Raw genomic sequence first — 22,285 nt, 5'->3', positions numbered from 1 at the left:
GTGGGGATAAGGTATGAACATCACCGAACAGCGGCGGCACTTTCTTCAAAGCGGGAAAGATGAGGATCTACCGATCGTAGATGCGCATCTGCATTTTTGGGATCCACGCTCTAACTATCATCCTTGGTTGTGTGATGAACCCATGATTCCTTTCCGTTATGGAGACTATAGCCGCATTCGTGTGCCCTTTTTTCCCCAGGATTATCAGCGACAGTGCGGCCAACACAGCGTCTTAGGGTGCGTGTACATGGAGGCTGAATGGCAGCCTGGCGACGCGGTGGACGAAGCCCGCTGGATTCACGGGCTGCATGATCGAACCGGCTGGCCCAATGCCATGATTGCCCAAGCTTGGTTAGATGCCAAGGACATTGACGCTCAGTTAGAAACGCTGGCGGGCTGGTCGTTAGTCCGTGGGGTGCGTCATAAACCAGCCGCTATGCCTCGCGCCGAATACCAAGCCAATCATGGCTTGCCAGGCTCATTAACCTGCCCCCACTTCGAGCGTGGTTTCGCGTTGCTTGCTCGTCACGGGTTCATCTTCGAGCTCCAAGCCCTCTGGTGGCATCTACATGAGTTGATTCCGTTACTTGAGCGCCATCCAGACATACCCGTCGTCATCAACCATGCAGGCGTACCAGGAGATCGCCAGCATGAAACGCTGACAGGCTGGAAGAGCGCATTAGAGCATGTAGCCGCCTATGACCAAGTGATGCTTAAGCTATCGGGCCTAGGCATCCACGGCGAGCCCTGGCGTTCTGACGATAACCGCTGGTTGATTCGCACGGCCCTCGATCTTTTCGGCCCTGATAGATGCATGTTCGCCAGCAATTTTCCTGTAGATGGGCTAGTGACCGATTTGGACTCGTTATGGAGCGATTTCAAACAACTCAGCTCGTATCTCTCGACTCGCGAAAGACTGGCCGTTTTTTGTGATAACGCCGTACGTTGCTATGGGCTCGGCCAATTCAATACCAGCCCCCGCACGAACTTATAAGTACAAAAAAGCACCTTTTTTCATCAAGTACAGAAAGGACAACACCAATGACACGCCCTACTCACTTCATCAACGCAGCCTTGTTCGTGTGTGGAATGACTGCCGCAGCCAGCCAAACACTGGCAGCCGATATCAGCGCTCGACTTGGCACCAGCCTGCCGGATTCTCATCCACAAACGTTAGGCGCACAGCGCTTTGCCACGCTGGTGGAAGAAAAGACCAACGGAGCCATTGAAGTACAGGTCTTTAGCAATGGCATTCTCGGCAATGACGTCAACATGACCTCAATGGTTCAGGCGGGAACCCTGGATTTCACCATCCCATCGACGGCTACCCTCTCAAGCCTAAACCCCGATTTCAGCATCATCAGCCTGCCGTTCCAATTCGATGATGAAGCACATGCCGATGCCGTGCTAGACAGCTCCGTAGGAGAAGCACTGCTTGCAAGCCTTGAAGATAAAGGGCTCACAGGTCTTGGCTTTTGGGAAAATGGATTTCGACATATCACTAATTCAAGACGCCCCATCGAGACGTTAGAAGATCTAGACGGCCTGAAAATCCGCACTATGCAGAACGCCTTATACATCGATCTGTTCAACGACTTGAATGCAAACGCCGTACCCATGCCGGTCAATGAGCTATTCACTGCTCTAGAAACCCATACCGTCGATGGTCAAGAAAACCCGTATACCGTCATTGATACGAAGCGCTTTTATGAAGTTCAAGACTATCTGTCCCAGACAGCACACGCTTATGACGCCCTCGTACTCATTGCCTCTTCGAGCTTTCTAGACAGCCTGGATGAACAGAACCGTGCAGCGGTTCAAAGTGCTGCCCGTGAAGCGACCCTTTACCAGCGTAGTGTAAGCCGCGAGCTAAACCAAACCTTAATCGCCGAACTGAATGAGAAAATGCAGATTAATGAGGTACCTATGCCTGAGCGCCAGCGTATGCAAGCGCAGCTATCCGACATGATCGATCAGCATGTCAGTGAGCTTGATGCAGCATTTGTCGCCGACTTCGATAATGCCCTCGACAGACATCGTCATCGCTAACTCTCGCACTCATACGTGAATCATCGACGATGACCACCGTAGCAAGATACGTGCTTCTTGCGTCTCTTAGGAGCAGCAGCTCATGCATCAACACGATAAAAAAGCGACCACGCCAAATATGAACATGCAAAGAAGCTCACAGGGTATCGCTCATCAGATAGCCAGTTTGGCCAGCGGGGCGGAGCGCTTACTTAACTTAATGATGGTATTGGCCTTGGTCAGTATGATCGTCTTGGTGTTTACCAACGTCATCCTTCGCTATGGCTTTAACAGCGGCATTTCGATGAGCGTTGAGCTATCTCGCTTCCTGTTCGTCTGGGTCACCTTTTTAGGTGCCGTCACCGCGTTACTACGTCATGAGCACTTAAGCGTCACGACCCTTGCAGAACGCCTGCCTAAGCCAATACAGGCTGTGCTAAGGAGAGTCGTTACGCTCGTCATGCTGGGTTGCAGTTTGATGTTACTGAAAGGTAGCTACGCGCAGACAGTCCTGAACTGGAACAACATTTCGCCGATTAGCGGCATTCCTGTCGGTGTTTTCTACTTGGCGGGCCTGGTGGCCGGCGTGCTCATGTCTGTGATTCTGGTCTATCGACTGATCATGCCGACGGCTTTGCAAAGCACTGCCCAATCGAATGTAGGAGAGGTGTGATGACGATTGTTCTTTTCCTGGGCTCGCTGCTGGCTGCTATCGGTTTAAGTATTCCTATTGCCTTTGCATTACTGGTCAGTGCGGTTGCTTTGATGCTGCATCTGGATTTGCTCAACTCGCAGATATTGGCTCAGAACTTAGTCAACGGGGCAGACAGCTATACGCTGCTCGCCATTCCCTTCTTTTTGGTTGCCGGGGAGGTCATGTCTCGCGGCGGTTTGTCACAACGCATCGTTGCCCTGGCGATGACGCTTGTCGGACACCGCAAAGGCGGCCTCGGCTTTGTGGCGATTTTTGCGGCGATCATCATGGCTAGCTTGTCGGGCTCTGCCGTGGCAGATACGGCTGCATTGGCCAGTATGCTGTTGCCCATGATGCGCCAGGCAGGCTATCCGCTGGGCCGCTCCGCCGGGCTCATGGCCGCCGGTGGCATTATCGCCCCGATCATTCCTCCCTCCATTCCGCTCATTATTATCGGGGTGGCTGGCGGGATCTCGATTAGCAAATTATTCCTGGCAGGCATTGTGCCTGGTCTCATCATGGGCGCCACGTTAGTGCTGATGTGGCTTTTCATGACCCGGAAGGAAGATTTGGTGGTGGCGAAAAAGGCCTCCCGCGCCGAACGTCTCGAGGCATTGAAAAAGAGCTTTTGGGCCATTTTGCTCCCCGTCATCATCATCGGGGGGATCAAAACCGGTATTTTTACCCCTACCGAGGCTGGCGTCGTGGCGGCCGTGTACGCCATTTTCGTCGCCACCGTTATCTATCGGGAGCTGAACTTAACTCAGCTTTACAGCGTGCTGGCCCAAGCCGCACGCAGCACGTCTATCGTCATGTTCCTGGTCGCCGCAGCCATGGTGGCTTCATGGCTCATTAGCATCGCTCAGTTACCCATGATGGTCGCCGACCTGCTGTCTCCATTGGCCGACAACCCACGGTTATTAATGCTCGCCATCATGGGCATCGTGCTGATGATTGGCATGGTGATGGATCTAACTCCCACCATCTTGGTGTTAACGCCCATATTGATGCCCATCGTCAAGCTCGCAGGCATTGACCCTGTGTACTTCGGCATCATGTTTGTTCTCAACTGCGCCATTGGGTTGATCACGCCACCGGTAGGCAACGTGCTGAACGTCATTACCAGCGTCGGCAAACTGAAATTCGAGAAGGCCGTGTCAGGCGTCATGCCGTTTGCTCTCGCCTACATGGCGATCCTCCTACTCTTCGTTGCTTTCCCACAAATCATTACCGTCCCCCTTTACTGGCTAGCCGGATGATAGGCCGCTGGTCAGCATGCCCGCATGGTGCGGGCTCACACTTCATTCACGTGTGTGAATGACTATCTAAATCAATAGATTACACCAACAAAAAGCGAGAATATCATGAAACGAATCATCACAACCTCAGCCTCTGTTTTGATCATCGTTGGCACATTGACCCAGGCACAGGCTAATACGGTGCTGAAGCTGGCCCATGCGGCCCCCGACAGCGATACCCAGCAAGCCGCGGCTGAGCATTTTGCCGAGCTTGTCGAAGAACGTACCAACGGCGACATCACCATCGACATTTTTGGTAATGGCTTATTAGGCGGCGACCAGCAAATGATTGCTGCCGTACGCAATGGCTTGATCGACATCGAGCTCTCCGGCAACCCAAATTTTACTGGCCTAGAGCCCACACTAGGCGCCTTCGACCTACCTTACATCTTTGCTAACCGTGAAGAGGCCTATCAAGTGCTGGACGGGGAAGTGGGCCAGCGGGCGCTTGATTTGTTGTCAGACAAGAATCTGAAAGGTCTGGCGTTTTGGGAAGTGGGTTTTCGTGCCATGACCAACAACACACACACCATTAGAACCCCCGAGGATGTGCGTGGGCTTGTCATGCGTACCAATTCCAATGAGTCGCTGATCGAGGCGTTCTCTTTACTTGGTGCCAACCCGGTTCCCATGCCGATCGGGGAGCTTTACACGGCGCTCGAGACGGGCACTGTCGATGCTCAGGATCACCCCGTCGGTATTGTTTGGTCTGCGGGCTTCCACGAAGTGCAAGACTATCTTTCATTGACCAATCAAGCCTACACGTCGTTGATCATGGTAATGAATCAGGAAAAATTCGACAGCCTTTCTCCAGAGTACCAACAAGTCTTACTCAGTTCTGCCCGTGAAGCAGGCGATTATCAGCGCGCACTGAACCTCGAAAAAGAACAGGAGATCCTGGATCGCATGCGTGCCAATGGTATGCAGATCGAGGAGGAAGTCGATACTGCTGCCTTCCAAGCGGTCACTCGCCCTACCTGGAACAGCTATATCGAGGAAAATGGCAGCGAATGGACGGATGCTATCCAAGAAGCACTGCAGTAAGCGTCATCATTGCCAGTGACCCATCACCCACGGTATCCGCTTAGCGCGGGTACCCATTCAACGCTTGGAGTAGCGAACGAATGGCCAGTGAATACTTGCTTCTCAATCAGAAATGCGCCCACACCTTGAGTCTCTATGACGTTAGCAACGGCGAAGAGCTCAAGCACATTCGGCTGCCCTATTACCCTCACGAGTTCGTTGTCGATTCTCAACAAAAGTATGCCTTTGTAGGTCACTACGGGATTTTAGGTGCTGACTGTATCGGTGACCCAGGCGGGTGCTCCGTCTTCGTGATCGACCTAGATACCTTTGAGCTGGTGAACACGCTCAGCACATGGCCCTATTACCGGATTCATGGCCTGGGTATCGATGACCAGGATCGGCTCTATGCCATGAGCGAAGGGCACAACACGCTGCTGCTGTTCAATGATCCGCTCACGGCCACCGCGCCCAATCTTGCCGTGTCTTCAGGAGGCTACAAAACCCACCTCTTTGCTCTTACTCGCCAAGGAGATTGGGCTTATGGTGTGAACCTGCTCAGCAATACCATCACCAAGTTCAAACCTCACGATGCCACCTTTACACCGGTAGCGATGATCCCGGGACGCCGTCCCGAAGGCAACGCACTATCGGCGGACGAGCGCATACTGTTTATCAGTAACCGCGACGATGACACCATCGTCGCCATCGATATCGAGTCGATGACCGTCGTAAAAAGCGCTGCCACCGGCCGCGATCCGAATCGAATTTATGCGGATCCACTTGATCGCCTCATCACGACCAACTATGGGGAGAGTTCGCTATCCCTGTTCGATCAGGAGCTCAATTCGCTTGGGCTGATCGAGTTGGACAACATCCCCATTGCCATGAACTTTCATCCCGATGGACAGCATGCATTCGTGTCGATGAAAGGCGACACCATTGCCGTGCTACACCTCGAATCAGGACGCGTGGTCGATAGCTTTGCCTGCCGAGCCGAGCCTGACGTCTCCCAGTTGCTCGTGCGTCATTGACGCATCGCCCCCATCAGCGAAAGGAGAGGCTGCAATGAACGTTGACCAGCGACTCATCGATACCCATCACCATCTTTGGGCACTCGATGGCAGCGTTAACTACCCATGGTTGGAAGAGTATCCCGTCAGCAATTTCTTTCTGGGTGACTATGAGGCGATCCGGCAGCCGTTCCTGACGAATGACTTGAAGCGTCTCGTCCCCGCGGGCTATCGCTTGGCAGGCAGCGTTCACTGTGAAGCCGAGGCCCACCGCTCCCACGCCTTGCGAGAAACGCAATGGGTGACATCCCTCCATGACCAGTACGAGCTTCCTACCGCTCACGTTGGCTGGATAGACTTTGAAAGCCCTAAGTGTGATAGAGCATTGGACGCTCACATGCGCTCCCCGCTCTTTCGGGGAGTCAGGGTAAAACCCGTGACCGCCGCTACGCCGGATGCGGCGGATCACGTTCGGGGGGATAAAGGCAGTTTGCAAGACCGCCATTGGCAGAAAGGGCTGGCACTGTTAGAGGAGCGTGACCTTTCCTGGGATCTCCGCGTACCCGCTTGGCATTTGGCACAAGCGGCCGATACGCTGCAGTCCTTCCCCCACCTGCGCGTAATCCTCAACCATACCGGTTTACCTTGGGATCGCACCTCTCAAGGGCTAAACACTTGGCGCACGGGAATGCGTTCACTAGCCGCCAATCCCAATATCGCCGTCAAACTCTCCGAACTCGGTACGCCATGGCATTCATGGAACTCCTCCGCGAACCTTGAGTTACTTTGCGAAACCATCGACATATTTGGACCAACGCGCTGTCTTTTCGCCAGCAATTTTCCCGTTTCAAAACTCGCGGTGGGTTATTCCGAATGGCTGGCGTTAATCGAGGACGCGATTTCTTTTTCCGCAGCCGATCATCGACAGAACATCCTTCACGACAATGCATTGCACTGGTATCGACTGTCTACTCAGCACCACTAATCAGCACCCCTAAATAGAAAGCATTTAGTACAGGAGATTGTATGACTCTGGAAGGCAAACTACTCATCGGCCAGCAGGCCGTCAGCGGCCAACAGACCGACATTCATGCGGTGAACCCCGCTACCGGCGAAACACTGGCACCCGCCTACCCTGGCGGCAGCAAGGGCGACGTCGAGCAAGCCTGTGAACTGGCCGAAGCGGCGTACGCCGCTTACCGCGAAACGTCGCTTGAAGAGCGCGCGGTATTCCTCGACACCATCGCCGCCGAGATCGAAGGGATCGGTGATGAGTTGATCGAGCGCGCCACGGCCGAAACCGGCCTACCGCGCCCGCGCTTAGAGGGCGAACGTGGCCGCACCTGTGGTCAGCTACGCTTGTTCGCCAACGTGGTACGGGCCGGCGAGTGGCTCGATGTGCGTATCGATCCCGCGCTGCCTGATCGAGCCCCCCTACCCCGCGCAGACCTGCGCCAGCGGCATATTGCCCTGGGCCCGGTGGCGGTGTTTGGCGCCAGCAACTTCCCGCTTGCCTTTAGCGTGGCCGGGGGTGATACCGCATCGGCACTGGCCGCAGGCTGCCCGGTGGTCGTCAAGGGCCACTCTGCCCACCCCGGCACTTCTGAGCTGGTGGGCCGTGCGATTCAGCGCGCCGTGGCCAAGTGCCAACTGCACGAAGGCGTTTTCTCGCTGCTGTTTGGCTCCGGTAAAGAGATCGGTCAAGCGCTGGTGGCTGACCCGCGTATTCAGGCGGTGGGCTTCACCGGTTCGCGCAGTGGCGGTACGGCACTCATGGCCACCGCCCAGGCGCGGTCGCAGCCAATCCCGGTTTATGCCGAGATGAGTTCCATCAACCCGGTATTCCTGCTGCCGGAAGCGCTCAAATCTCGTGGCAAAGCCATCGCCGAAGGCTTTGTTGGCTCACTCAACATGGGTGCCGGGCAGTTCTGCACTAACCCCGGGCTGGTGATTGCGGTTCAGGGCCCAGAGCTGGACGCCTTTGTTGAAGCGGCCGGGGAAGCGGTTAAGGGCAGTGCGGCCCAGACCATGCTGACGCCAGGCATTCACGACGCTTACCAGCAGGGTGTTGACCGACTCGCCCACCACGCCAACGTCACCGAAGTGGCGCGCGGTCAGGCAGGTGAAACAGCCAACCCGTGCCAAGCAGGGCTATTCGTTACCCAGGCCGAGGCCTTCCTCAACGAGCCCGCCCTTCAGGAAGAAGTGTTTGGTTCCACCTCGCTGGTCATCGCCTGTGCTGACGCCCAGGAAGTGGCGAAGGTCGCTGCCCAGCTCGAAGGCCAGCTCACCATTACCCTGCAAATGGATGACGGTGACTTAGCGGCAGCCAAGCAACTGCTGCCCACCCTGGAGCGCAAGGCGGGGCGGATTCTGGCCAACGGCTGGCCGACGGGCGTGGAAGTGTGCCACGCCATGGTGCACGGCGGCCCTTATCCAGCGACGTCGGATTCCCGCACGACCTCGGTGGGCAGCGCGGCGATTTTCCGCTTCCTGCGCCCGGTGTGCTACCAGGCGCTGCCTGAGGGGTTACTGCCCGAGGCCCTTCGTGACGGTAACCCCTATGGGGTATCACGCTTGGTCGATGGTGAGCGGGAAGGCTGACTAGAGCAGTGCGGTAATTTTGCTCAACTCTCCTCATTTCAGAACTGCATTATCGGTTGGCGCTTTCCTCAGCTACTTGGCGCAACGCATCGACCAGCACCTCGGGGGGCTGGGCGCCGGGGATCAGGTAGCGCCCGTCGAGAATGAACCCCGGCACCGCATTCACGCCTGCGTCCATGAACCGCTGCTGCGCCGCTCGCACTTCTTCGGTGTACTGATCCGAGCGGGCGATGGCCTCGGCAGTGTCGCCATCCAGCCCTACTTCGATGGCCTTCTCGCGTAGCACCAGCGGGTCTGCCGGGTTCTTTGCCTCACCGAAGTAGGCCTCGAACAGGGCTAGCTGCAGCGCCGTTTCACGGTTTTGCGTGGCGGCCCAAGCCAGCACACGGTGAGCCGCGAAGGTGTTGTTCGCCCGGCGCTCCTGGGCGCCGCGAAAGTTCAAGCCAAGCTCCTCGGCCACCGCCATGATCTCGCGCTGGGACTGCTCCATGCTGGCCGCATCCTTGCCGTACTTGCGGCACAGGTGCTCTAGAATCGGCTCGCCTTCTGGCGGCATATCCCGGTTGAGCTCGAAGGGCTGCCAGTGAAGCTCGACATTGATCTCGCCCTTCAAGGTTTCCAGCGCTTGTTCCAGGCGCCGGTAACCGATCGCGCACCACGGGCAGGCCACATCGGACACCAGGTCAATTCTCAACGTCTGCATTGGGTAACCTCCCTCATTCGATCAAACTCAAGACAAGCATGTTACGTGTCTATAGGACGTAACGGCAGTACCATCATGTAAAGGATCAAGACGTTACTCGACGTTGGGTTCCGGTAACACCGGCGGCGTACTGTCCATATACGTCAGGAAATCGTGCCAGATGTCATGCGTTCGCTGTTTCGTTAGCCGGGTACGGCACGTAATGCCCATGACGCCGCGAATGGTCCCGTCACGCCACTGCGTATAGACAGCGCCGCAATGGGCAGCGGCATACGCCTGCCACTGCTTTTGAGCCACCTGGATAGCATCAACTAACACAGGGTCAGCCGCGTTATGCTCAACGCTCGTTTCCAGATAGTGGGTGAGTACGTCCTCGGCGGCCTCTAACTCGATAGCCGCGCACCGATTGGTCTCGAGCGTGTTCCTGATGTTATTGCAATCAAGCGCCGCGTCGTCAGCCACGGCTGACAACGACAGCGAAGCGAGCGCTATTAGTAAATACTTTTTCATTGTTTCCTTGAAAGCACTTAAGGTGCTGGCTGGCCAAGCTGGCACAACCGCCATGTTCTCACACTCGACGTTGGGGCAATCATTTCACTGTTGAATGCCCTGCTCGCGCATTTATGGCCCGCATAGGTGGCCAGCCCAGAGCTCAGCTAAAATCAGCCCGACAATATGTACTTGTTATAGCCTGCGGCCAATTTTAGTTGGCTCTTCTGGGCATGGCGTGCTTTCCCCTGGAGTAAGAATGACGTCGTATTGGGGCTGAAAATCATCACCACTACTCCACATTGTCGAATGTGTTTCAAAACCTGCTTTTACTACGCACCAATTCCAAAAAAACACGTTTGAACCGTGGATCATCAGCGATTCAGTGCGCCACTCCTTAATGTTTGGAAAGCTTGCCTCACCCCTATCACTGGTTTTACCTCCCCTTCTCATTTGTTTAAGGTCATAAGGGTAGGAGCTTGATATTAAAGTCACCCAAGCATCCTGAATGGGCTTTTCTTCCACATCGGTGACGAGGATTTCGGCCTCCGGCTGAAGAGTCTTGTTTATTGGATAAACAACACAGTCTGATAGCAATAGGGCTATCGTTAGCATGAGTAGCTTCATGTTTTATTTTCTATAACGCCGCAATAAATGGCGCGAAGGTTAGCGCTGTTTATGCGAGTTTTTTTGTTTTTAGCAAAAACCGCGACGGCCGTAATGCGTCCGTTTTGATTGCCTTGTTATACCTTTACTTCGAATTCTAAACTATCACTATCAAGTGGTTTTAAACTAACAGAAAAAGTAAAATCAGTTTTATGAATTATCACCAGCTTTATAAATAAAATTTTGTCTTGGTATGCTTTTAAAAACCTTGATGTCTTACTTCTAATCTGGCCATCTCTAATAATTATTCTACTAATAGATTTAGGATGATTTTCAAATATATTTTTAGCATCATCGGATTGGTTGCTATCAGCAGGAGTAATGTTTAACCTAAATACAGCATGATCATCCATTAATTCAACTTCCATTTCCTTAATCCCAATTTCATCAGTTCCAAATTCATACCAAATTTCAGCTGAAGATTGACCTTTTCTAAGACTACGAATCATTTAGATACTCCTGAGGTATAACGCCTCAAACAGAGGCGCGCGTTAGCGCGTCCCGGCCGAAGGCCCTTGCTGCTTTGATTTGTTAAATACTTTCGGTGCATGAAAACCTGTTCTTTAAACCGGAATGGTAGGTACTGAACCCATGGATTGAAATCGAATTGCACCTGTTGCCCACCGATCACCAGACCTCGCCGCTTTATCTAAATCTTTCTGGTTTGTTAGTAACCAAGTTGATAGCTTTTTCTTAGCCGTTCTCGACGTATACCGTTTCTCGCAACGCGCAATAAATTCTGCAACACGATTAGCAATATCGCTAGGGAAAATATATTCCGCCTCTTCGGCATACCGAACTTTTTCAATATATTGAATATACTTTGGTAACGCATTATTTTTTGTCCAGGCTATCATCGGCATTGATACCGCGGACATGCGAGACCTTTTTGGCAAATAAGACACCCCGGGATCTAGAATAACTCCATTAGCTTCGACCCAATAATGACTCGGCTGAGTGATATCACCACCTCCGAAACCCTCTAATAAGGCTTCTCGCCCATCGGTTGATAGAGTAAACGCACCTACATTACCACCTACAATAATGGCCTTTACTCTCTTACTTTTGAGTATTGTTTGAATAGCACATGCGCTATATAAGCATCTAGCATCATAATCATCAGGAAAGCTATTTCTTAAACACCAGTCCGTAGTGGCGAACAGTTCTTCGATTTTAACTTCACCAATTTTCAAAACAAATCTCCATCATTGCTTTGCTGCTCATGAGTTCAACATCGGCTCTAGCACTTAACGCCTTGCGAAGGGGCGAAGTGCGCAGCACTTTGTCCCGCTTGCGCAACTTGTTAGATTACGCCTATTCCGCACTTTGAAGCTCCAAAGGATTGAAATTATGCGCATGGTTAGACCAACTGGAAGCGATACCTATGTCATAACCATATGTTAGGTTAATATGAACTGTATCTTTTTGCAGAGCTTCAGGGTAATTAGCGACAACTATAATTGCTAGCCGACGGGCCAGCTCCGCATCACTAACATTGTTGGTTTTTAGAAATACCTGACTGCTTACATATGTCGTTGTTTTGGCGCCTTCATTGGTTGAACTGAAAGTTGACGAGCCAGTGGATATCGTTGCGTAAGCAACACTTTGATCATTTGATAGTGCAGATTGGACGGACAGCATACCCTTGAATTGCTCACTCTGAGCAAGCTGGCTAGTGAAAGCCGGAACTACGGCAGCTGCCAGAAATAGCAATGCAACGATTATGAGATGGACATTCCAGACCTTCCCGGTCGCTTGCTTTTCTACATTGGTATTAACGACATAGCTACCAACCGCTAGATCGTGCAGTGACTGACGAGTAATTCTATTGAATATGTATAAGTATAAAATTGAGAAAAGACCGCCAAATATAATTAATGAAAGCGGATACATAAGCAAAGAAAGCATAGCCTCATTGGAAAACTGAGCCCCATTTAGAGAGAAAGGAATCGCCAGAATGAAGTAACGGAGTATAGATTTACCAAGGTTTATTGGAGAGTTATTGGAATCAACCACTCTAATCTTTAAGGTCTTCTTGCCTATCGTTTGACCTCCAGAGATGGAGCTATTCATGACGCCAAAGTAAATGAGAGCTATTGAGAATCCAACCAGACGCCCCCAGCCCCCCATTTGAACAAAGAGGCTTTCAAGAAATAACCCTAGTGCTAAGCCGGCCACGCCAAGTATTAAAGTGTCTATGAATAGCGCACCAATTCTTCTCCAGAATCCGGAAATCCATTTTAGTTCTACTTCTTCAGTCATTATTATTCCTTGCTGGATGCTTAAAGTAATCTAACGCCAAAAGCAGCGGTGCGAAGCATCCGGCTGCCTTTTTTTGTTATGTTTATTCAAACTCGCTATTCTTTTGAAAAAAAAGTTCGTTGTCCCAGTTTGTTATTTCAATATTATCCTGAAAATTAACTTCAACCCTTGCCAATTTATCTTTCAAGAACAAAGCTTCTTTGCCTGACATAGAGAAATTATTCAGTAGTCCAGTCGTCTTTTTCTTCAGGTCAAAAATACAGGCTATTTGATTATCACTTTCTAAGTTCCAAGATCCACTTGCCATTTTTAAAGAACATATCTTCCATTTTTCTGTTTTCGCCTTATTCGAAATTGTAGCGCCAATATCGGTGGATACTTCACTTTGACGTTGTACCAGAGGATTTCTAACTCCTAAATACACCTCTTTAATATCAACTTTATGGTTGTAGATTTTCAAACCAGGTACTTGCTCTAATCCCATCGATGGGGCAACTCTCTTACTGATGGTACTCCAGCACCTCATAGGATCTGAATAATAATCATCTGTTGTTTCAAACATAAAAAGGAAGGATTTAACCACCCTCACTTCTTCTTCATAGACCCAACTCGCATGTTTGGTTAGAAATATTTTCCTAGCTAAATTTTCAAATTCAGACTTATTTAAATCATCCTGACCTAGCCCCTGGGATGCAAGATAAACTTTATGAAGTAGATCCCTTGATCGAGGGGTGAGATTGTGAATAGTCTTGGTGTTTGTATATACGACATCTCCACGTTCCACAGGTATCAGATTGTAATCATCACTTGTTAGGAAAGGAGTATCTACATCATAGCCAATTACAAACCCAGTATGATTTTCTCCATAATGAGCCCACATTAAAGGATTACATGGGCTTCTTGTTAACGATAGAATTGCTACCGATTTTTTTAATTCGTTTAATTTATTTTCCAAATCGGTGAGCTTAACGCCCGGACCCTGCGCATTGTCTAAGAATGAAAGCTCAAAAGGATCATTAAAAGATACTGGTTCTCGAAAACCAAGTTGAGAACTCTTCAATGCTGATAGCCCAGCAGAAAATCCGTAGTATTTGTAAAGTATCAATTATCCATCCTTAGAAAAATAACAGTGATTATATGGAAGTCTACATAACCCCAATAAACGCGCCAGCACATTCATTGAGGTTATGCTGCCACCTGCACCGAATCTACCCCATTGATTTACCTGCGAGCAAAGAAAATTTCGGCTACATATCCAAAATTCGCGTGCCCGCTTGCTTTACCTGGCGCTTTGATTAGCCGACTGCCAGCTAACTATGCCATCAGTGCTTTCCACCAACTGCGCCAGCTTTTCTATAGACGTAGCGTTTTAGCCCAGCCCGACACACACCATCTCCCCTTCAAACCACTGCTGCCGCAACCCACGCTGTTTTTCTAGCAACGCCAAATAAGATGCAAGCGGGTGCTGAGGTTCCAGCGTTACATGCAACTGCCGTAGGCGGCGTTGGAAAGGGAGCTGTTCGGCGGGTTGGTGTAGCGGTGTGGCGTGCTCGGTGAGCCAATCGATGTTGGGGAGTATTAGATGCGTGGCGCCGCTGTCGAGTGCGAGGGTGACGCCTTTGGCGTCGAAGTCGCCTAGATAGAGGTGGGGGCGGCGGGTTTTGCGCCAGGTGTCGGTTAGGTGGTGGAAGCCTTGGCCGTAGTGGCTGTCGCCGCGGTAGATGACCAGCGGATGGGCGTAGCCGCGCAGGGCGGAGATGGTGGGGTCGAAGGTGTAGAAACTGTCTAGGTTTTCGACCTGAACGAGAGCGCCAAAGGCGCCCAGCGTGAGGCTTCTGACATCTACGTCGCGAATGCTGCGCGCGTCAGAGCCAAGGCCTTGGGCAGGTTGGGGCGGCAGGTTGAGCAGCACGCGCCAGGCGCGGGGGCCTTCGCGGGTGGCTTTATTTTCCTCCATGCCCGCTTTTGCCTGGGCGCTGCTGGGCAGGCCGCCGAGTGCGCGGCCAAGCGGTGCCAGCCGGGCGCTGGCGAGTACGGTATCGATTTGCTGAAGCAGTTCGGCGTCGAAGCGCAGTGCTTTGGCGCTAAGGCGGGTGCCAAGTTCGATGTCGTACTGGCGGCACCATGCAATGAGATCGCCCACCCACTCGCGCCGGGGGCGTTCGACGCTGGCTTGCTGACGCAAAAGGCGCTGTACCTCGTTGAGCCCGGCGCGGGCGCGGCCGGGCAGGTTCATGGCGCGACCGCCAGTTGTAGCGCCACATCGCGAATCAGGCGCACGTCGTTGTAGTCGGCGGCCTTCTCTTCCTCGGGCAGCAAGCGAAACGCCTGCTGTTCGCTGCGCGGCAGGCCCTGGTATTCGGCGATGACCTGGAACAGCCAGATCTCATCGGGCCAGCCGAGGGCACGCTCGGCCAGGTAATCCAGCGCGCTGTGGGGCGCGGGTTCATCGCGGTCGACCACTGCGAGGTAGAAGCCTTCGACATCCTCCTTGAGCGCCTGTTGGCGGGCGGCCACGGCGGCGTCTTCGCTCTGCTGGGCGGGCGCGGCGGCGCTGGCTACCTGCGCCGGGCGGCTGGGCGTGGGCAGTTGGCTCACCAGCGCGCTCAGCGTCGGCAGGTCCTGACTGCGGTCTAACGCTACGGAACCGGCCGCCACGAGAGGAGCGGCACGATTGCACAGAATGGGCACATCGCTGCGCTGGGCGTAGTTGCCAGGAGTAAACCCCGGGTGCTCGCGCAGAAAGGCCTCCATGCCCGCCACCAGGCGGCTTCGCGCCTGCATCTTGCGAAAGCGCGCCATGAGTTCGATCAAGCGCTGCTGCACTTCGCGCAGGCTGGTGTAGTGCTGGCTGACCTGCTGTTGAAGCTGGCTGACCAGCAGCTTGCGCAGGGTGCCATCGCGGCCGACGAGCTGAATCAGCTCGTCGAAATCGATCAGTTCCAGGCCGTCGAGCAGGCGCACCACCTGCTTCTGAGCGCGGCCGTTCTCGCGCACCTTGTCGCTTAGCTTGCTGACGAAGCCGAAATCGCTATTCAGGCGCTGCCAAAGGCTATCGATGGCATCGAAAAAGCGCCCGTTCATGTCGTCTACCGATTGGCGCAGGCGCAGAAGCTGTTGTTCCTGCTGCCAGTAGTCGCCGCGCGCGCTGGATTCGCGGTAGCTGGCGACCAAGCTGCGCAGGCGCTCCAAGGCTTCGGCCACGTCGGCGTTGACGTGGCGGCGGGCTTCGTCGGCGGTCATCTCGGCGATCAGCTCGCGCACCTTGGGCGTGAGCTTGACCCCGCCCTGCTCGTCGGGCCGCCAGACGATGCGCGCCGCCAAAAGCCGCCGTAGCGCAGTGGCGCTGAGCCCGGCAAGCGGCACTTCTTCTTGGGTGTAGCCCTGCATCAACGCCTCGGCGTGGCGGCCCAGCAGCGCTAGCCGTTCAACGCCGGTCGTGACCAGGCGGCTTTCGAGCGGGGTGGCCTGGCTCACAGCAGCGTCTCCTGGGCGTCGCTCTCTTCGGTGACCGGCAGGCGCTCTTCGTCACGGATGAAGCGGACGAGATCGAGCAGATAGTCGACCTTACCGGTGGCCAGATACACCTGGCGCTCACCGTGGGGCTGAAGCAGATAGCCGTGTTCTTTGAGGCGTTTGAACACCTGCTTGATCTGAGCGTCGAGCTGATCGCTCTGGGAGCCGAAGAAGCTATCCGTGGCCAGGCGCTCGATGCGCTCGCGAAGGCTCGGGTTGTCCTCGCTCTTGGCCTGAAGTTCGCCGGGTTTGAGCACATCGCCTGGGGTCAGCACGCTGTCGCGCCCCAGGGCTTCCTGCACCAGTTGCAGCCACTCCAAAAGCGGTAAGAGGCTATTCAGGGCATCGCCGAGCTGGCGGGAGAGCTGCTCGCGGGCGCTGTCGTCCAACTGGCGCCAGGCGAGAAAATAGACGCTCTGCTCGGCGTTGCTCGCCAGCCGCCGGTTGAGCGGGCGCAGGTAGGTATCCAGGGCATCGCGCAGGGCCTCGTCCTGCAAGCGCTGGAAAGCGCTTTCGTCGCTCACGGCGCAGACGAACTCGCCGGCCAGCAGGCGTTCGAGCAGCGGGCCGTGCAGCAGCATGTTCTGGTCAAGGGGGCTTTCGGTATCGTTCATGCGTTCACCTCCTCGCGTTGCGCCTTGAGCCGCGCGGCCAGACGGCTCAGGCGTGGTTCGATGCGTTTCAGTCGTCGCGTGCCGGGTGCTTCGATGTCGCGGTCGATCAGATAGCGGTTGTGGAACAGCATGAGCACGTCCGACTCGGGGTTGGGGAAGGCGCCGACGATGTGGATGCGGTTGCTGTCGCAGGCCTCGAACAGCTTCTCGACGTTGTGATAGGCGAGCGTGCCGATCTCGTCGATGGGCCAGTGGATGGCAATGGCGGCGCGCCCGCGCAAGAGCCGTGTGAAGGCGAGCAGGAACTTGCACAGAATCAGGTAGGCCATGCCGTGGCTGGAGGATTCGAGCAGTTGGCGGTCGTTGCGGATGACCAGATCGGTGCCACCTTCGTTCAGGTGAAGCTCCAGGCGCAGCAGGCTTTCGAAGCTGTAGGACTGATCCTGACGCAGTAGATCGACCACGTCATTGAGGGCGTTGAGGTAGTCGTCGCTGGGCAGCGCCTGGCCGGAATCGCGCCACTGACGGTAGCGCTGAGCGAAGAGCTTGAGCGGCTCCCAGAAACCCAGCTCGTCGATGGTGGATTGGATGCGCACCTCGGCCTTGGTGATGCCATCGAGGGTGAGATCGTCGGCCACTTCATCGGATAGGCGCTTGCTCTGGGCGCTGATGCGCCGGTTGAGGTCGCTGAATACGGTGAAGAACTTGTCCAGGTCGTCGCTCAGGTTACGGCCCTGCTGCACCAGCTGTTGCTGCTGGTCTTCGAGGAGAGTAAGCATACCCGCGAGAATCGGCAGCAGCGCGCGGGGCTCGTCTGGATCATCGAGGCGTGCGCGCTCGCTCTCCAGCGCCTCGACGAAGCTGGCGCTGGCGCCCTTGATCAGTTGGCTTTCCACCTCTTGGCAGCCCTTGCGCAGGGCGTCGCGCTCCTGGGCGCGCTGGGCCAAGGCCTGGCGCGTGCGGGCCAGGCGCTCGGCGGGGTCGCCGGTGGGTGCGCTTTGCGGCGTGGCATCGGCAGATAGCGCAAGCTCCTCCAGCTGTTTCAACAGCGGGGTCAGCTCGTTCAAGAGCTCGGCGTGCTCCCGGCGCTGGGCGTCGAGGGCGTTCGTCTGGCGCTGATGCTCCGCCTTGGTGGCCTGGAAGCGCTGCTGCGCTTGATCGCGCTGGCGCTTGGCGTCGTCGCGCTGGCGGGTCACCCGGCTCTCCTGCTCGATCAGCTCGGGCTTGCGCTGCCCCCAGCTCACGCGCATGAAGCGGCGGTAGTCATCGAGCTCCTCCTGACGCGCTGCCGTTTGGCGAATGTGGCGCTCGAGCTCACTCAGCCGCGCGCGGGTGTCGCGCAGGGTGACGGGGTCGACGCCCTGATCGGCGAGCTCGCGATCGAATGCCTGCTCGAGCTCTTCGCACTGACGCTGATACTCCGCCTTGAGCGCTACCTGCTGCTGGCGGTACTGATCGATCTGGCGATCCAGGCTTTCGAGCTGGCCTTCGGCATCGGCCTTGGCTTCGAGCGCTTCGGCGCGGTAGGCGGCGCTGAGCGCATCCAGGGCGGCTTGGCGCTCGTCTTGCAGCGCTTGCTGCAGCGCCTGGCGTTCATCCAGTGCCGCCTGGCGCTCGCGCTTGCGGGCATCAAGAGCGGCACGATGGCGCTCCTGGCACTGGTGGCGGGCCTGCTGAGCGTAGTCAATCTCCTCTTCGGCTCGCTTGAGCCCACGCTGCGCCTGGCTCAGGGCCTCCTCGGCCCCGGCCAGGCGCTCGCTCTGGCGCTTGAGCTGCTTCTCGGCGCTGGCCTCGAGCGCTTCGGCGCGGACTACTGCGTCGGCGGCGGCTTCTATCGCGGCCAGCAGGCTGGCTTCTTCCTGGGCGTAGTCCGGCGGGGCGATGGCGTTAAGATCGAGCGCGACGCCGTAGATGCTGGCGCCGCCCTCTTCTTCTTTTCGCTCCTCAAAGACAGGAGCCAGGTCGCGCCGCGCCAGCAAGTCCGGGGCAATCACCTTACCCAGGCGCTGCTCCCAGCCCGGTACGTGGTAGCGCAGAAAGTGGCGCAGCGTGCCCTGGGCCGGGTCGCGCTGCTGGTGCAGCGCTTGGCTATGGCGCTGGGCCTCGTGCAGGGCGTGTCTGGCCTCGCGGTGGGCGGTATCGGCGGTGTCGCGCTCGTGTTTCAAGGCGTCGCGCTCGCGGCGCAGGCTCTCCAGCTGAAATGCGGCGGCGCGGCTCTCGTTCTGGGCCTGATCGAGGCGCGCCTGGGCCAGCGCCGCTTCTTCGCTCTCCTCCGCCGTTGGCCCACCGTGGCTTAGCGCTGCCTTGAGCTCGGCAAGCGCTTCGCCGCCTTCGGCCAACTGGGCTTGAAAGCCTGCCTCGGTGGCGTCGCGCTCGGCCTGGTGGCGAGCATCGAGGGCACGCTGGGCCTCCCACTGAGCCTCTTTGCGCGCGGCCTTCTCCTCCATCAACGCCTCCATCAGCGCTTGGGCCTCTTCGCGCTGGCGAGCCAGGGTGTCGCCCAGCTCACGCAGGTGCTCCTCCTTGCGCGCCTGGCTTGCCTGCACGGCCTCCTGCAGCGTGCGTAGATGGCCTTGCAACTGCTCTAACTGCTCGCGCTTTTGCGGCAAGGCATCGAGATCGCGCGAGAGCGCGGGCATGTCGGCAGCCTCATAGGCTTCGAACTGCTGCTGCAAGTCGCTCAAGTCGCGCTGGGCCTGCTTGAGCTCGCTCTCCAGAGCGCTGAGCTCTTCGTTACGGGCGTCGCGGGCCTGCTCGTAGGTGTTTTTTTCGTCGTCGAAGGTGCGCTGGCGCTCGGCGCGCTCGGCGTCGATATCGGCCAGGGCGCGCTCGGTGCGGCTGGCATCGGCGTCGAGCTGAGGCCTTAGCTGCCAGAGCGTGGTATCGAGGTGGGCAAGCTCGCCGTCGATCTCGTTGAGCCGGGATAGCGCGCGCTGCAGCGGCTCCAGGCGCATCGACTGACGCATCTGGTTGATCCACTCGCGCGCCTTGGCGCTGCGGATGCGGGTCACCGGCAGCTCCACGCCATCCTCTTCGAAGATCGCCGCCAGCATGGTCTTGAGGGTGTCCATCTTGCCCTCTTTGGCGTGCACCGCCGAGACCAGCTTTTCGATATGCCGAATGCGGTGCTCCGGCGCCACCAGGCTATATTGGGCGGCGAGCTGGCGAAGCTTTAACGCCTCCTTGCGGTTGCCGTGCATGGCCAACCCTGGCGTCGGGGTGAAGTCGTTCTGGATGACCGCGCGGTACTCGGAGGTGGCCGAAAGCTTCGAGGAGATAGAAACGTTGCGCCGCCGCAAACCGTTGGCCCACTGAGCGTACTCCAGCGCTACCGCGCCTTTGTCGCCTTCGATGAGGTAGTCCTCCGGGGCGTAAGGCGCGGCGACGAAGCGATACTCCACCCCGCCTTCTGCCTTGCGGGTCAACACCGCCTGGCACAGCGCGCCGGATTCGCGGCGGTATTCGTAGATAAGGTAGCTGTTGCGATGCGGTAGATAGAACGCATCGAACTTCATCCGCGTCTTCGGCACCACCTTGTTGGGCAGTTCGCCGTAAAACACCGGCACCAGCCGCTGCAGCGTGGTCTTGCCCGAGGCGTTGGTACCGCAGATGTTGGTGTGGCCATCCACACTCAGCTCGACCACCCCCTCCAGGTGGCCGTGAATCATCACGATGCGTAGCAGGTGTGCCATGGGGTGTCCCTTGGTCAAGCATGTTTACTGACAGTATGATGCTGCCAGTCTAAGGCATTGTTCGAGGAGACGTCATGCCCCGCTATCCCGCTCATTTACTCAATGAAGGCCCCGCCAACCCTTTTCCCGGCATCAAGGCGCTGGAGCGGCGCCTGGGGCGCGAGATTCCGCATCGGTTGGGCTCCAACGAAGGGCTCGATATGCCGCATCGCGCCCTGCGCGCGCACTTTGGCGATGCAGCGGCCGAGCATGCCTACTGCTATGGGGATGTCGAGGCGCTGGGTGTGCGCCAGCGGTTAAGCCAGCAGCAGGGCATCGCCCTCGACGAAATGCTGGTGGATGCCGGTGCCGATAGCCTGATTGCTCTGGCTCTGCGTACGACCTGCGGTGTCGGCGATAGCGTTGTGTGTACCGCGGGCACTTATCCAACCTTCGGTTACTTCGCTCAAGGCCAGGGCTGCCGCCTTGTCGAACCTGCCTACCGCGAAGCGCCGGGGGTGCTCGCGCCGGATCTGGAAGCGCTGGCAGCGGCTGCGCATCGAGAGGGCGCCCGCCTCGTCTATCTCGCCAACCCGGACAACCCCAGCGGCCACCTGCACGATGACGACGCCATTCTGACGCTGCGTGAGACGCTGCCTGACACCTGCTGGTTGCTTCTCGACGAGGCCTACGGCGATTTTCGCGACGATGCGGGAAGCGAGTTTTCCGCTCGGGCGCTACCGGGAGTGATTCGCCTGCGCACGCTCTCCAAAGCCCATGGCATGGCAGGGCTGCGCATAGGCTACGCCATTGCCGAGGCCGCCGTGCTCGCCATGATGATGAAAGTGCGTATTCACTACGCGGTATCTTCCTTTACTCAGGCCGCCGCCGAAGTGGTGCTCGACCACATGGAGGAAGTGAATCAGCACATCCACGACGTAAAAGCGCGCAGGGAGCGTCTCACCGCGCACTTTCGTGCCCTGGGCGCTGACGTGCTCCCAAGTGCCACCAATTTCGTCGGCATTCGCTTGGCAAGCGCGGAGCTTGCCGCCGAGATACATCAAGCGCTCTTGGCTGAAGGCGTACTGGTCGCGCGGCTTGCGCATCCAGCGCTTGCCAACGTGATCCGCATCACCGCTGTAGAGGAGGCGCTGACGCCTGGGCGTTTGGACGCACTAGAACAGGCTATTCAGAACGCCCGCTGACGAATACGCTTAATACCGGGCCCTAAAACACCGAACCCCAGCCTACGCTGGGATTCGGTGTATCGTTACGTTCTCGAGCGCAATGAAGGTCAGACCTGCGGTAGCGCGGCCGTTACCATGATTTCGACCTTGAACTCGGGACGAGCGAGCTTGGCTTCTACCGCTGCGCGTACCGGCGGACGACCGGGCACGACCCAAGCATCCCATACGGCATTCATCTGATCGAATTGGCCCATATCGGTCACCCAGACCTGAGCCGCGATCAGATGCTCCTTGGACGTACCCGCCTGCGCCAGCAGCTGGTCGATACGCGCTAGTACCTGCTCGGTCTGGCCTGCCATGTCGGCAGTACCATCACTAGGTACCTGACCGGCCAAGTATACGGTGCCGTTGTGGATCGCCACTTGGCTCATGCGTGCATTGCTTTCCTGATAGGTAACACCCATGTTGTCTCTCTTTAAAATAGGAATGGGTCTCAAGAGTACGATAGTTAGCCTTG

At 56.3% G+C, this 22,285-nt stretch carries 21 protein-coding genes; 9 read left to right on the top strand and 12 right to left on the bottom strand.

Features of this window, described 5'->3' with window-relative positions; translation table 11 throughout:
* Nucleotides 1-13: 13 nt before the first annotated feature.
* The 8 genes from LLY24_RS17790 to LLY24_RS17755 all read left to right on the top strand — a co-directional run bounded on the left by LLY24_RS17790 (nt 14) and on the right by LLY24_RS17755 (nt 8,660).
* A complete protein-coding gene (locus tag LLY24_RS17790) occupies nt 14-994 on the top strand; it encodes an amidohydrolase family protein (protein ID WP_259037658.1) in 981 nt (326 codons plus the stop codon).
* 47 nt (nt 995-1,041) lie between these two features.
* Nucleotides 1,042-2,049, top strand: a complete 1,008-nt coding sequence (locus LLY24_RS17785) for a TRAP transporter substrate-binding protein (protein ID WP_259037657.1) — start codon at nt 1,042-1,044, stop codon at nt 2,047-2,049.
* An 82-nt stretch (nt 2,050-2,131) separates the two neighbouring features.
* Nucleotides 2,132-2,701: a TRAP transporter small permease gene (locus LLY24_RS17780; RefSeq protein WP_259037656.1), complete on the top strand. Its 570-nt coding sequence runs from the start codon at nt 2,132-2,134 to the stop codon at nt 2,699-2,701.
* Complete coding sequence (locus LLY24_RS17775) at nt 2,701-3,981, top strand: TRAP transporter large permease subunit (RefSeq protein ID WP_259037655.1); 1,281 nt, start codon at nt 2,701-2,703, stop codon at nt 3,979-3,981. Before LLY24_RS17780 ends, LLY24_RS17775 begins: the two co-directional genes overlap by 1 nt.
* Nucleotides 3,982-4,086: 105 nt before the next feature.
* The gene (locus LLY24_RS17770) at nt 4,087-5,064 is read left to right on the top strand and encodes a DctP family TRAP transporter solute-binding subunit (protein ID WP_259037654.1); all 978 of its coding nucleotides are present in this window, start codon (nt 4,087-4,089) and stop codon (nt 5,062-5,064) included.
* A gap of 80 nt (nt 5,065-5,144) precedes the next feature.
* Complete coding sequence (locus LLY24_RS17765) at nt 5,145-6,077, top strand: YncE family protein (protein ID WP_259037653.1); 933 nt, start codon at nt 5,145-5,147, stop codon at nt 6,075-6,077.
* Nucleotides 6,078-6,111: 34 nt separating this feature from the next.
* A complete protein-coding gene (locus LLY24_RS17760; RefSeq protein ID WP_259037652.1) occupies nt 6,112-7,041 on the top strand; it encodes an amidohydrolase family protein in 930 nt (309 codons plus the stop codon).
* 41 nt (nt 7,042-7,082) lie between these two features.
* Nucleotides 7,083-8,660, top strand: coding sequence for an aldehyde dehydrogenase (NADP(+)) (locus LLY24_RS17755; RefSeq protein WP_259037651.1), 1,578 nt, complete (start codon nt 7,083-7,085; stop codon nt 8,658-8,660).
* Between the two features lie 49 nt (nt 8,661-8,709).
* Here the strand turns inward: LLY24_RS17755 and LLY24_RS17750 are convergent, their stop codons facing one another.
* From LLY24_RS17750 to LLY24_RS17700, 11 genes are all read right to left on the bottom strand, one after another.
* Nucleotides 8,710-9,363 carry a DsbA family oxidoreductase gene (locus tag LLY24_RS17750; protein ID WP_259037650.1) on the bottom strand — a complete coding sequence of 218 codons (654 nt, stop codon included), beginning with the start codon at nt 9,361-9,363 and terminating at the stop codon, nt 8,710-8,712.
* A gap of 93 nt (nt 9,364-9,456) precedes the next feature.
* On the bottom strand, nt 9,457-9,927 hold the full coding sequence (locus LLY24_RS17745; protein WP_259037649.1) for a lysozyme inhibitor LprI family protein: 471 nt from the start codon (nt 9,925-9,927) through the stop codon (nt 9,457-9,459).
* 120 nt (nt 9,928-10,047) lie between these two features.
* Nucleotides 10,048-10,479, bottom strand: coding sequence for a hypothetical protein (locus LLY24_RS17740; protein ID WP_259037648.1), 432 nt, complete (start codon nt 10,477-10,479; stop codon nt 10,048-10,050).
* 116 nt (nt 10,480-10,595) lie between these two features.
* On the bottom strand, nt 10,596-10,967 hold the full coding sequence (locus tag LLY24_RS17735) for a hypothetical protein (RefSeq protein ID WP_259037647.1): 372 nt from the start codon (nt 10,965-10,967) through the stop codon (nt 10,596-10,598).
* Nucleotides 10,968-11,081: 114 nt separating this feature from the next.
* Nucleotides 11,082-11,711, bottom strand: coding sequence for a hypothetical protein (locus LLY24_RS17730; protein ID WP_259037646.1), 630 nt, complete (start codon nt 11,709-11,711; stop codon nt 11,082-11,084).
* 121 nt (nt 11,712-11,832) lie between these two features.
* Complete coding sequence (locus tag LLY24_RS17725) at nt 11,833-12,780, bottom strand: RDD family protein (protein ID WP_259037645.1); 948 nt, start codon at nt 12,778-12,780, stop codon at nt 11,833-11,835.
* An 82-nt stretch (nt 12,781-12,862) separates the two neighbouring features.
* Nucleotides 12,863-13,885, bottom strand: a complete 1,023-nt coding sequence (locus LLY24_RS17720; RefSeq protein ID WP_259037644.1) for a DUF2971 domain-containing protein — start codon at nt 13,883-13,885, stop codon at nt 12,863-12,865.
* 264 nt (nt 13,886-14,149) lie between these two features.
* On the bottom strand, nt 14,150-15,016 hold the full coding sequence (locus LLY24_RS17715; RefSeq protein ID WP_259037643.1) for a DUF7281 domain-containing protein: 867 nt from the start codon (nt 15,014-15,016) through the stop codon (nt 14,150-14,152).
* Nucleotides 15,013-16,257, bottom strand: coding sequence for an SET domain-containing protein (locus LLY24_RS17710; protein WP_259037642.1), 1,245 nt, complete (start codon nt 16,255-16,257; stop codon nt 15,013-15,015). Before LLY24_RS17710 ends, LLY24_RS17715 begins: the two co-directional genes overlap by 4 nt.
* On the bottom strand, nt 16,254-16,877 hold the full coding sequence (locus LLY24_RS17705; RefSeq protein WP_345799666.1) for a hypothetical protein: 624 nt from the start codon (nt 16,875-16,877) through the stop codon (nt 16,254-16,256). Before LLY24_RS17705 ends, LLY24_RS17710 begins: the two co-directional genes overlap by 4 nt.
* A gap of 29 nt (nt 16,878-16,906) precedes the next feature.
* Nucleotides 16,907-20,602, bottom strand: a complete 3,696-nt coding sequence (locus LLY24_RS17700; protein WP_259037640.1) for an ATP-binding protein — start codon at nt 20,600-20,602, stop codon at nt 16,907-16,909.
* Between the two features lie 74 nt (nt 20,603-20,676).
* On the opposite strand from LLY24_RS17700, the gene LLY24_RS17695 reads away from it, so the two are divergent.
* Nucleotides 20,677-21,786, top strand: coding sequence for a pyridoxal phosphate-dependent aminotransferase (locus tag LLY24_RS17695; RefSeq protein ID WP_259037639.1), 1,110 nt, complete (start codon nt 20,677-20,679; stop codon nt 21,784-21,786).
* A gap of 89 nt (nt 21,787-21,875) precedes the next feature.
* Here the strand turns inward: LLY24_RS17695 and LLY24_RS17690 are convergent, their stop codons facing one another.
* Nucleotides 21,876-22,232, bottom strand: a complete 357-nt coding sequence (locus LLY24_RS17690) for a RidA family protein (RefSeq protein WP_259037638.1) — start codon at nt 22,230-22,232, stop codon at nt 21,876-21,878.
* Between the last annotated feature and the right edge of the window lie 53 nt (nt 22,233-22,285).

The sequence above is a fragment of the Halomonas dongshanensis genome (assembly GCF_024790395.1).
GTDB lineage: Bacteria > Pseudomonadota > Gammaproteobacteria > Pseudomonadales > Halomonadaceae > Vreelandella > Vreelandella dongshanensis.
Note: the sequence above shows the minus strand (reverse complement) of the source record. Positions and strands in the feature narration are given on the sequence as shown.

Bases quoted from the DNA above. Each gene is read 5' to 3' on its own strand.
- LLY24_RS17765 (WP_259037653.1), top strand. From the start codon at position 5,145: ATGGCCAGTGAATACTTGCTTCTCAATCAGAAATGCGCCCACACCTTG.
- LLY24_RS17775 (WP_259037655.1), top strand. From the start codon at position 2,701: ATGACGATTGTTCTTTTCCTGGGCTCGCTGCTGGCTGCTATCGGTTTA.
- LLY24_RS17745 (WP_259037649.1), bottom strand. From the start codon at position 9,927: ATGGCGGTTGTGCCAGCTTGGCCAGCCAGCACCTTAAGTGCTTTCAAG.
- LLY24_RS17785 (WP_259037657.1), top strand. From the start codon at position 1,042: ATGACACGCCCTACTCACTTCATCAACGCAGCCTTGTTCGTGTGTGGA.
- LLY24_RS17705 (WP_345799666.1), bottom strand. From the start codon at position 16,877: ATGCTGCTGCACGGCCCGCTGCTCGAACGCCTGCTGGCCGGCGAGTTC.
- LLY24_RS17780 (WP_259037656.1), top strand. From the start codon at position 2,132: ATGCATCAACACGATAAAAAAGCGACCACGCCAAATATGAACATGCAA.
- LLY24_RS17695 (WP_259037639.1), top strand. From the start codon at position 20,677: ATGCCCCGCTATCCCGCTCATTTACTCAATGAAGGCCCCGCCAACCCT.
- LLY24_RS17750 (WP_259037650.1), bottom strand. From the start codon at position 9,363: ATGCAGACGTTGAGAATTGACCTGGTGTCCGATGTGGCCTGCCCGTGG.
- LLY24_RS17725 (WP_259037645.1), bottom strand. From the start codon at position 12,780: ATGACTGAAGAAGTAGAACTAAAATGGATTTCCGGATTCTGGAGAAGA.
- LLY24_RS17790 (WP_259037658.1), top strand. From the start codon at position 14: ATGAACATCACCGAACAGCGGCGGCACTTTCTTCAAAGCGGGAAAGAT.
- LLY24_RS17735 (WP_259037647.1), bottom strand. From the start codon at position 10,967: ATGATTCGTAGTCTTAGAAAAGGTCAATCTTCAGCTGAAATTTGGTAT.
- LLY24_RS17760 (WP_259037652.1), top strand. From the start codon at position 6,112: ATGAACGTTGACCAGCGACTCATCGATACCCATCACCATCTTTGGGCA.
- LLY24_RS17740 (WP_259037648.1), bottom strand. From the start codon at position 10,479: ATGAAGCTACTCATGCTAACGATAGCCCTATTGCTATCAGACTGTGTT.
- LLY24_RS17755 (WP_259037651.1), top strand. From the start codon at position 7,083: ATGACTCTGGAAGGCAAACTACTCATCGGCCAGCAGGCCGTCAGCGGC.
- LLY24_RS17690 (WP_259037638.1), bottom strand. From the start codon at position 22,232: ATGGGTGTTACCTATCAGGAAAGCAATGCACGCATGAGCCAAGTGGCG.
- LLY24_RS17700 (WP_259037640.1), bottom strand. From the start codon at position 20,602: ATGGCACACCTGCTACGCATCGTGATGATTCACGGCCACCTGGAGGGG.
- LLY24_RS17770 (WP_259037654.1), top strand. From the start codon at position 4,087: ATGAAACGAATCATCACAACCTCAGCCTCTGTTTTGATCATCGTTGGC.
- LLY24_RS17715 (WP_259037643.1), bottom strand. From the start codon at position 15,016: ATGAACCTGCCCGGCCGCGCCCGCGCCGGGCTCAACGAGGTACAGCGC.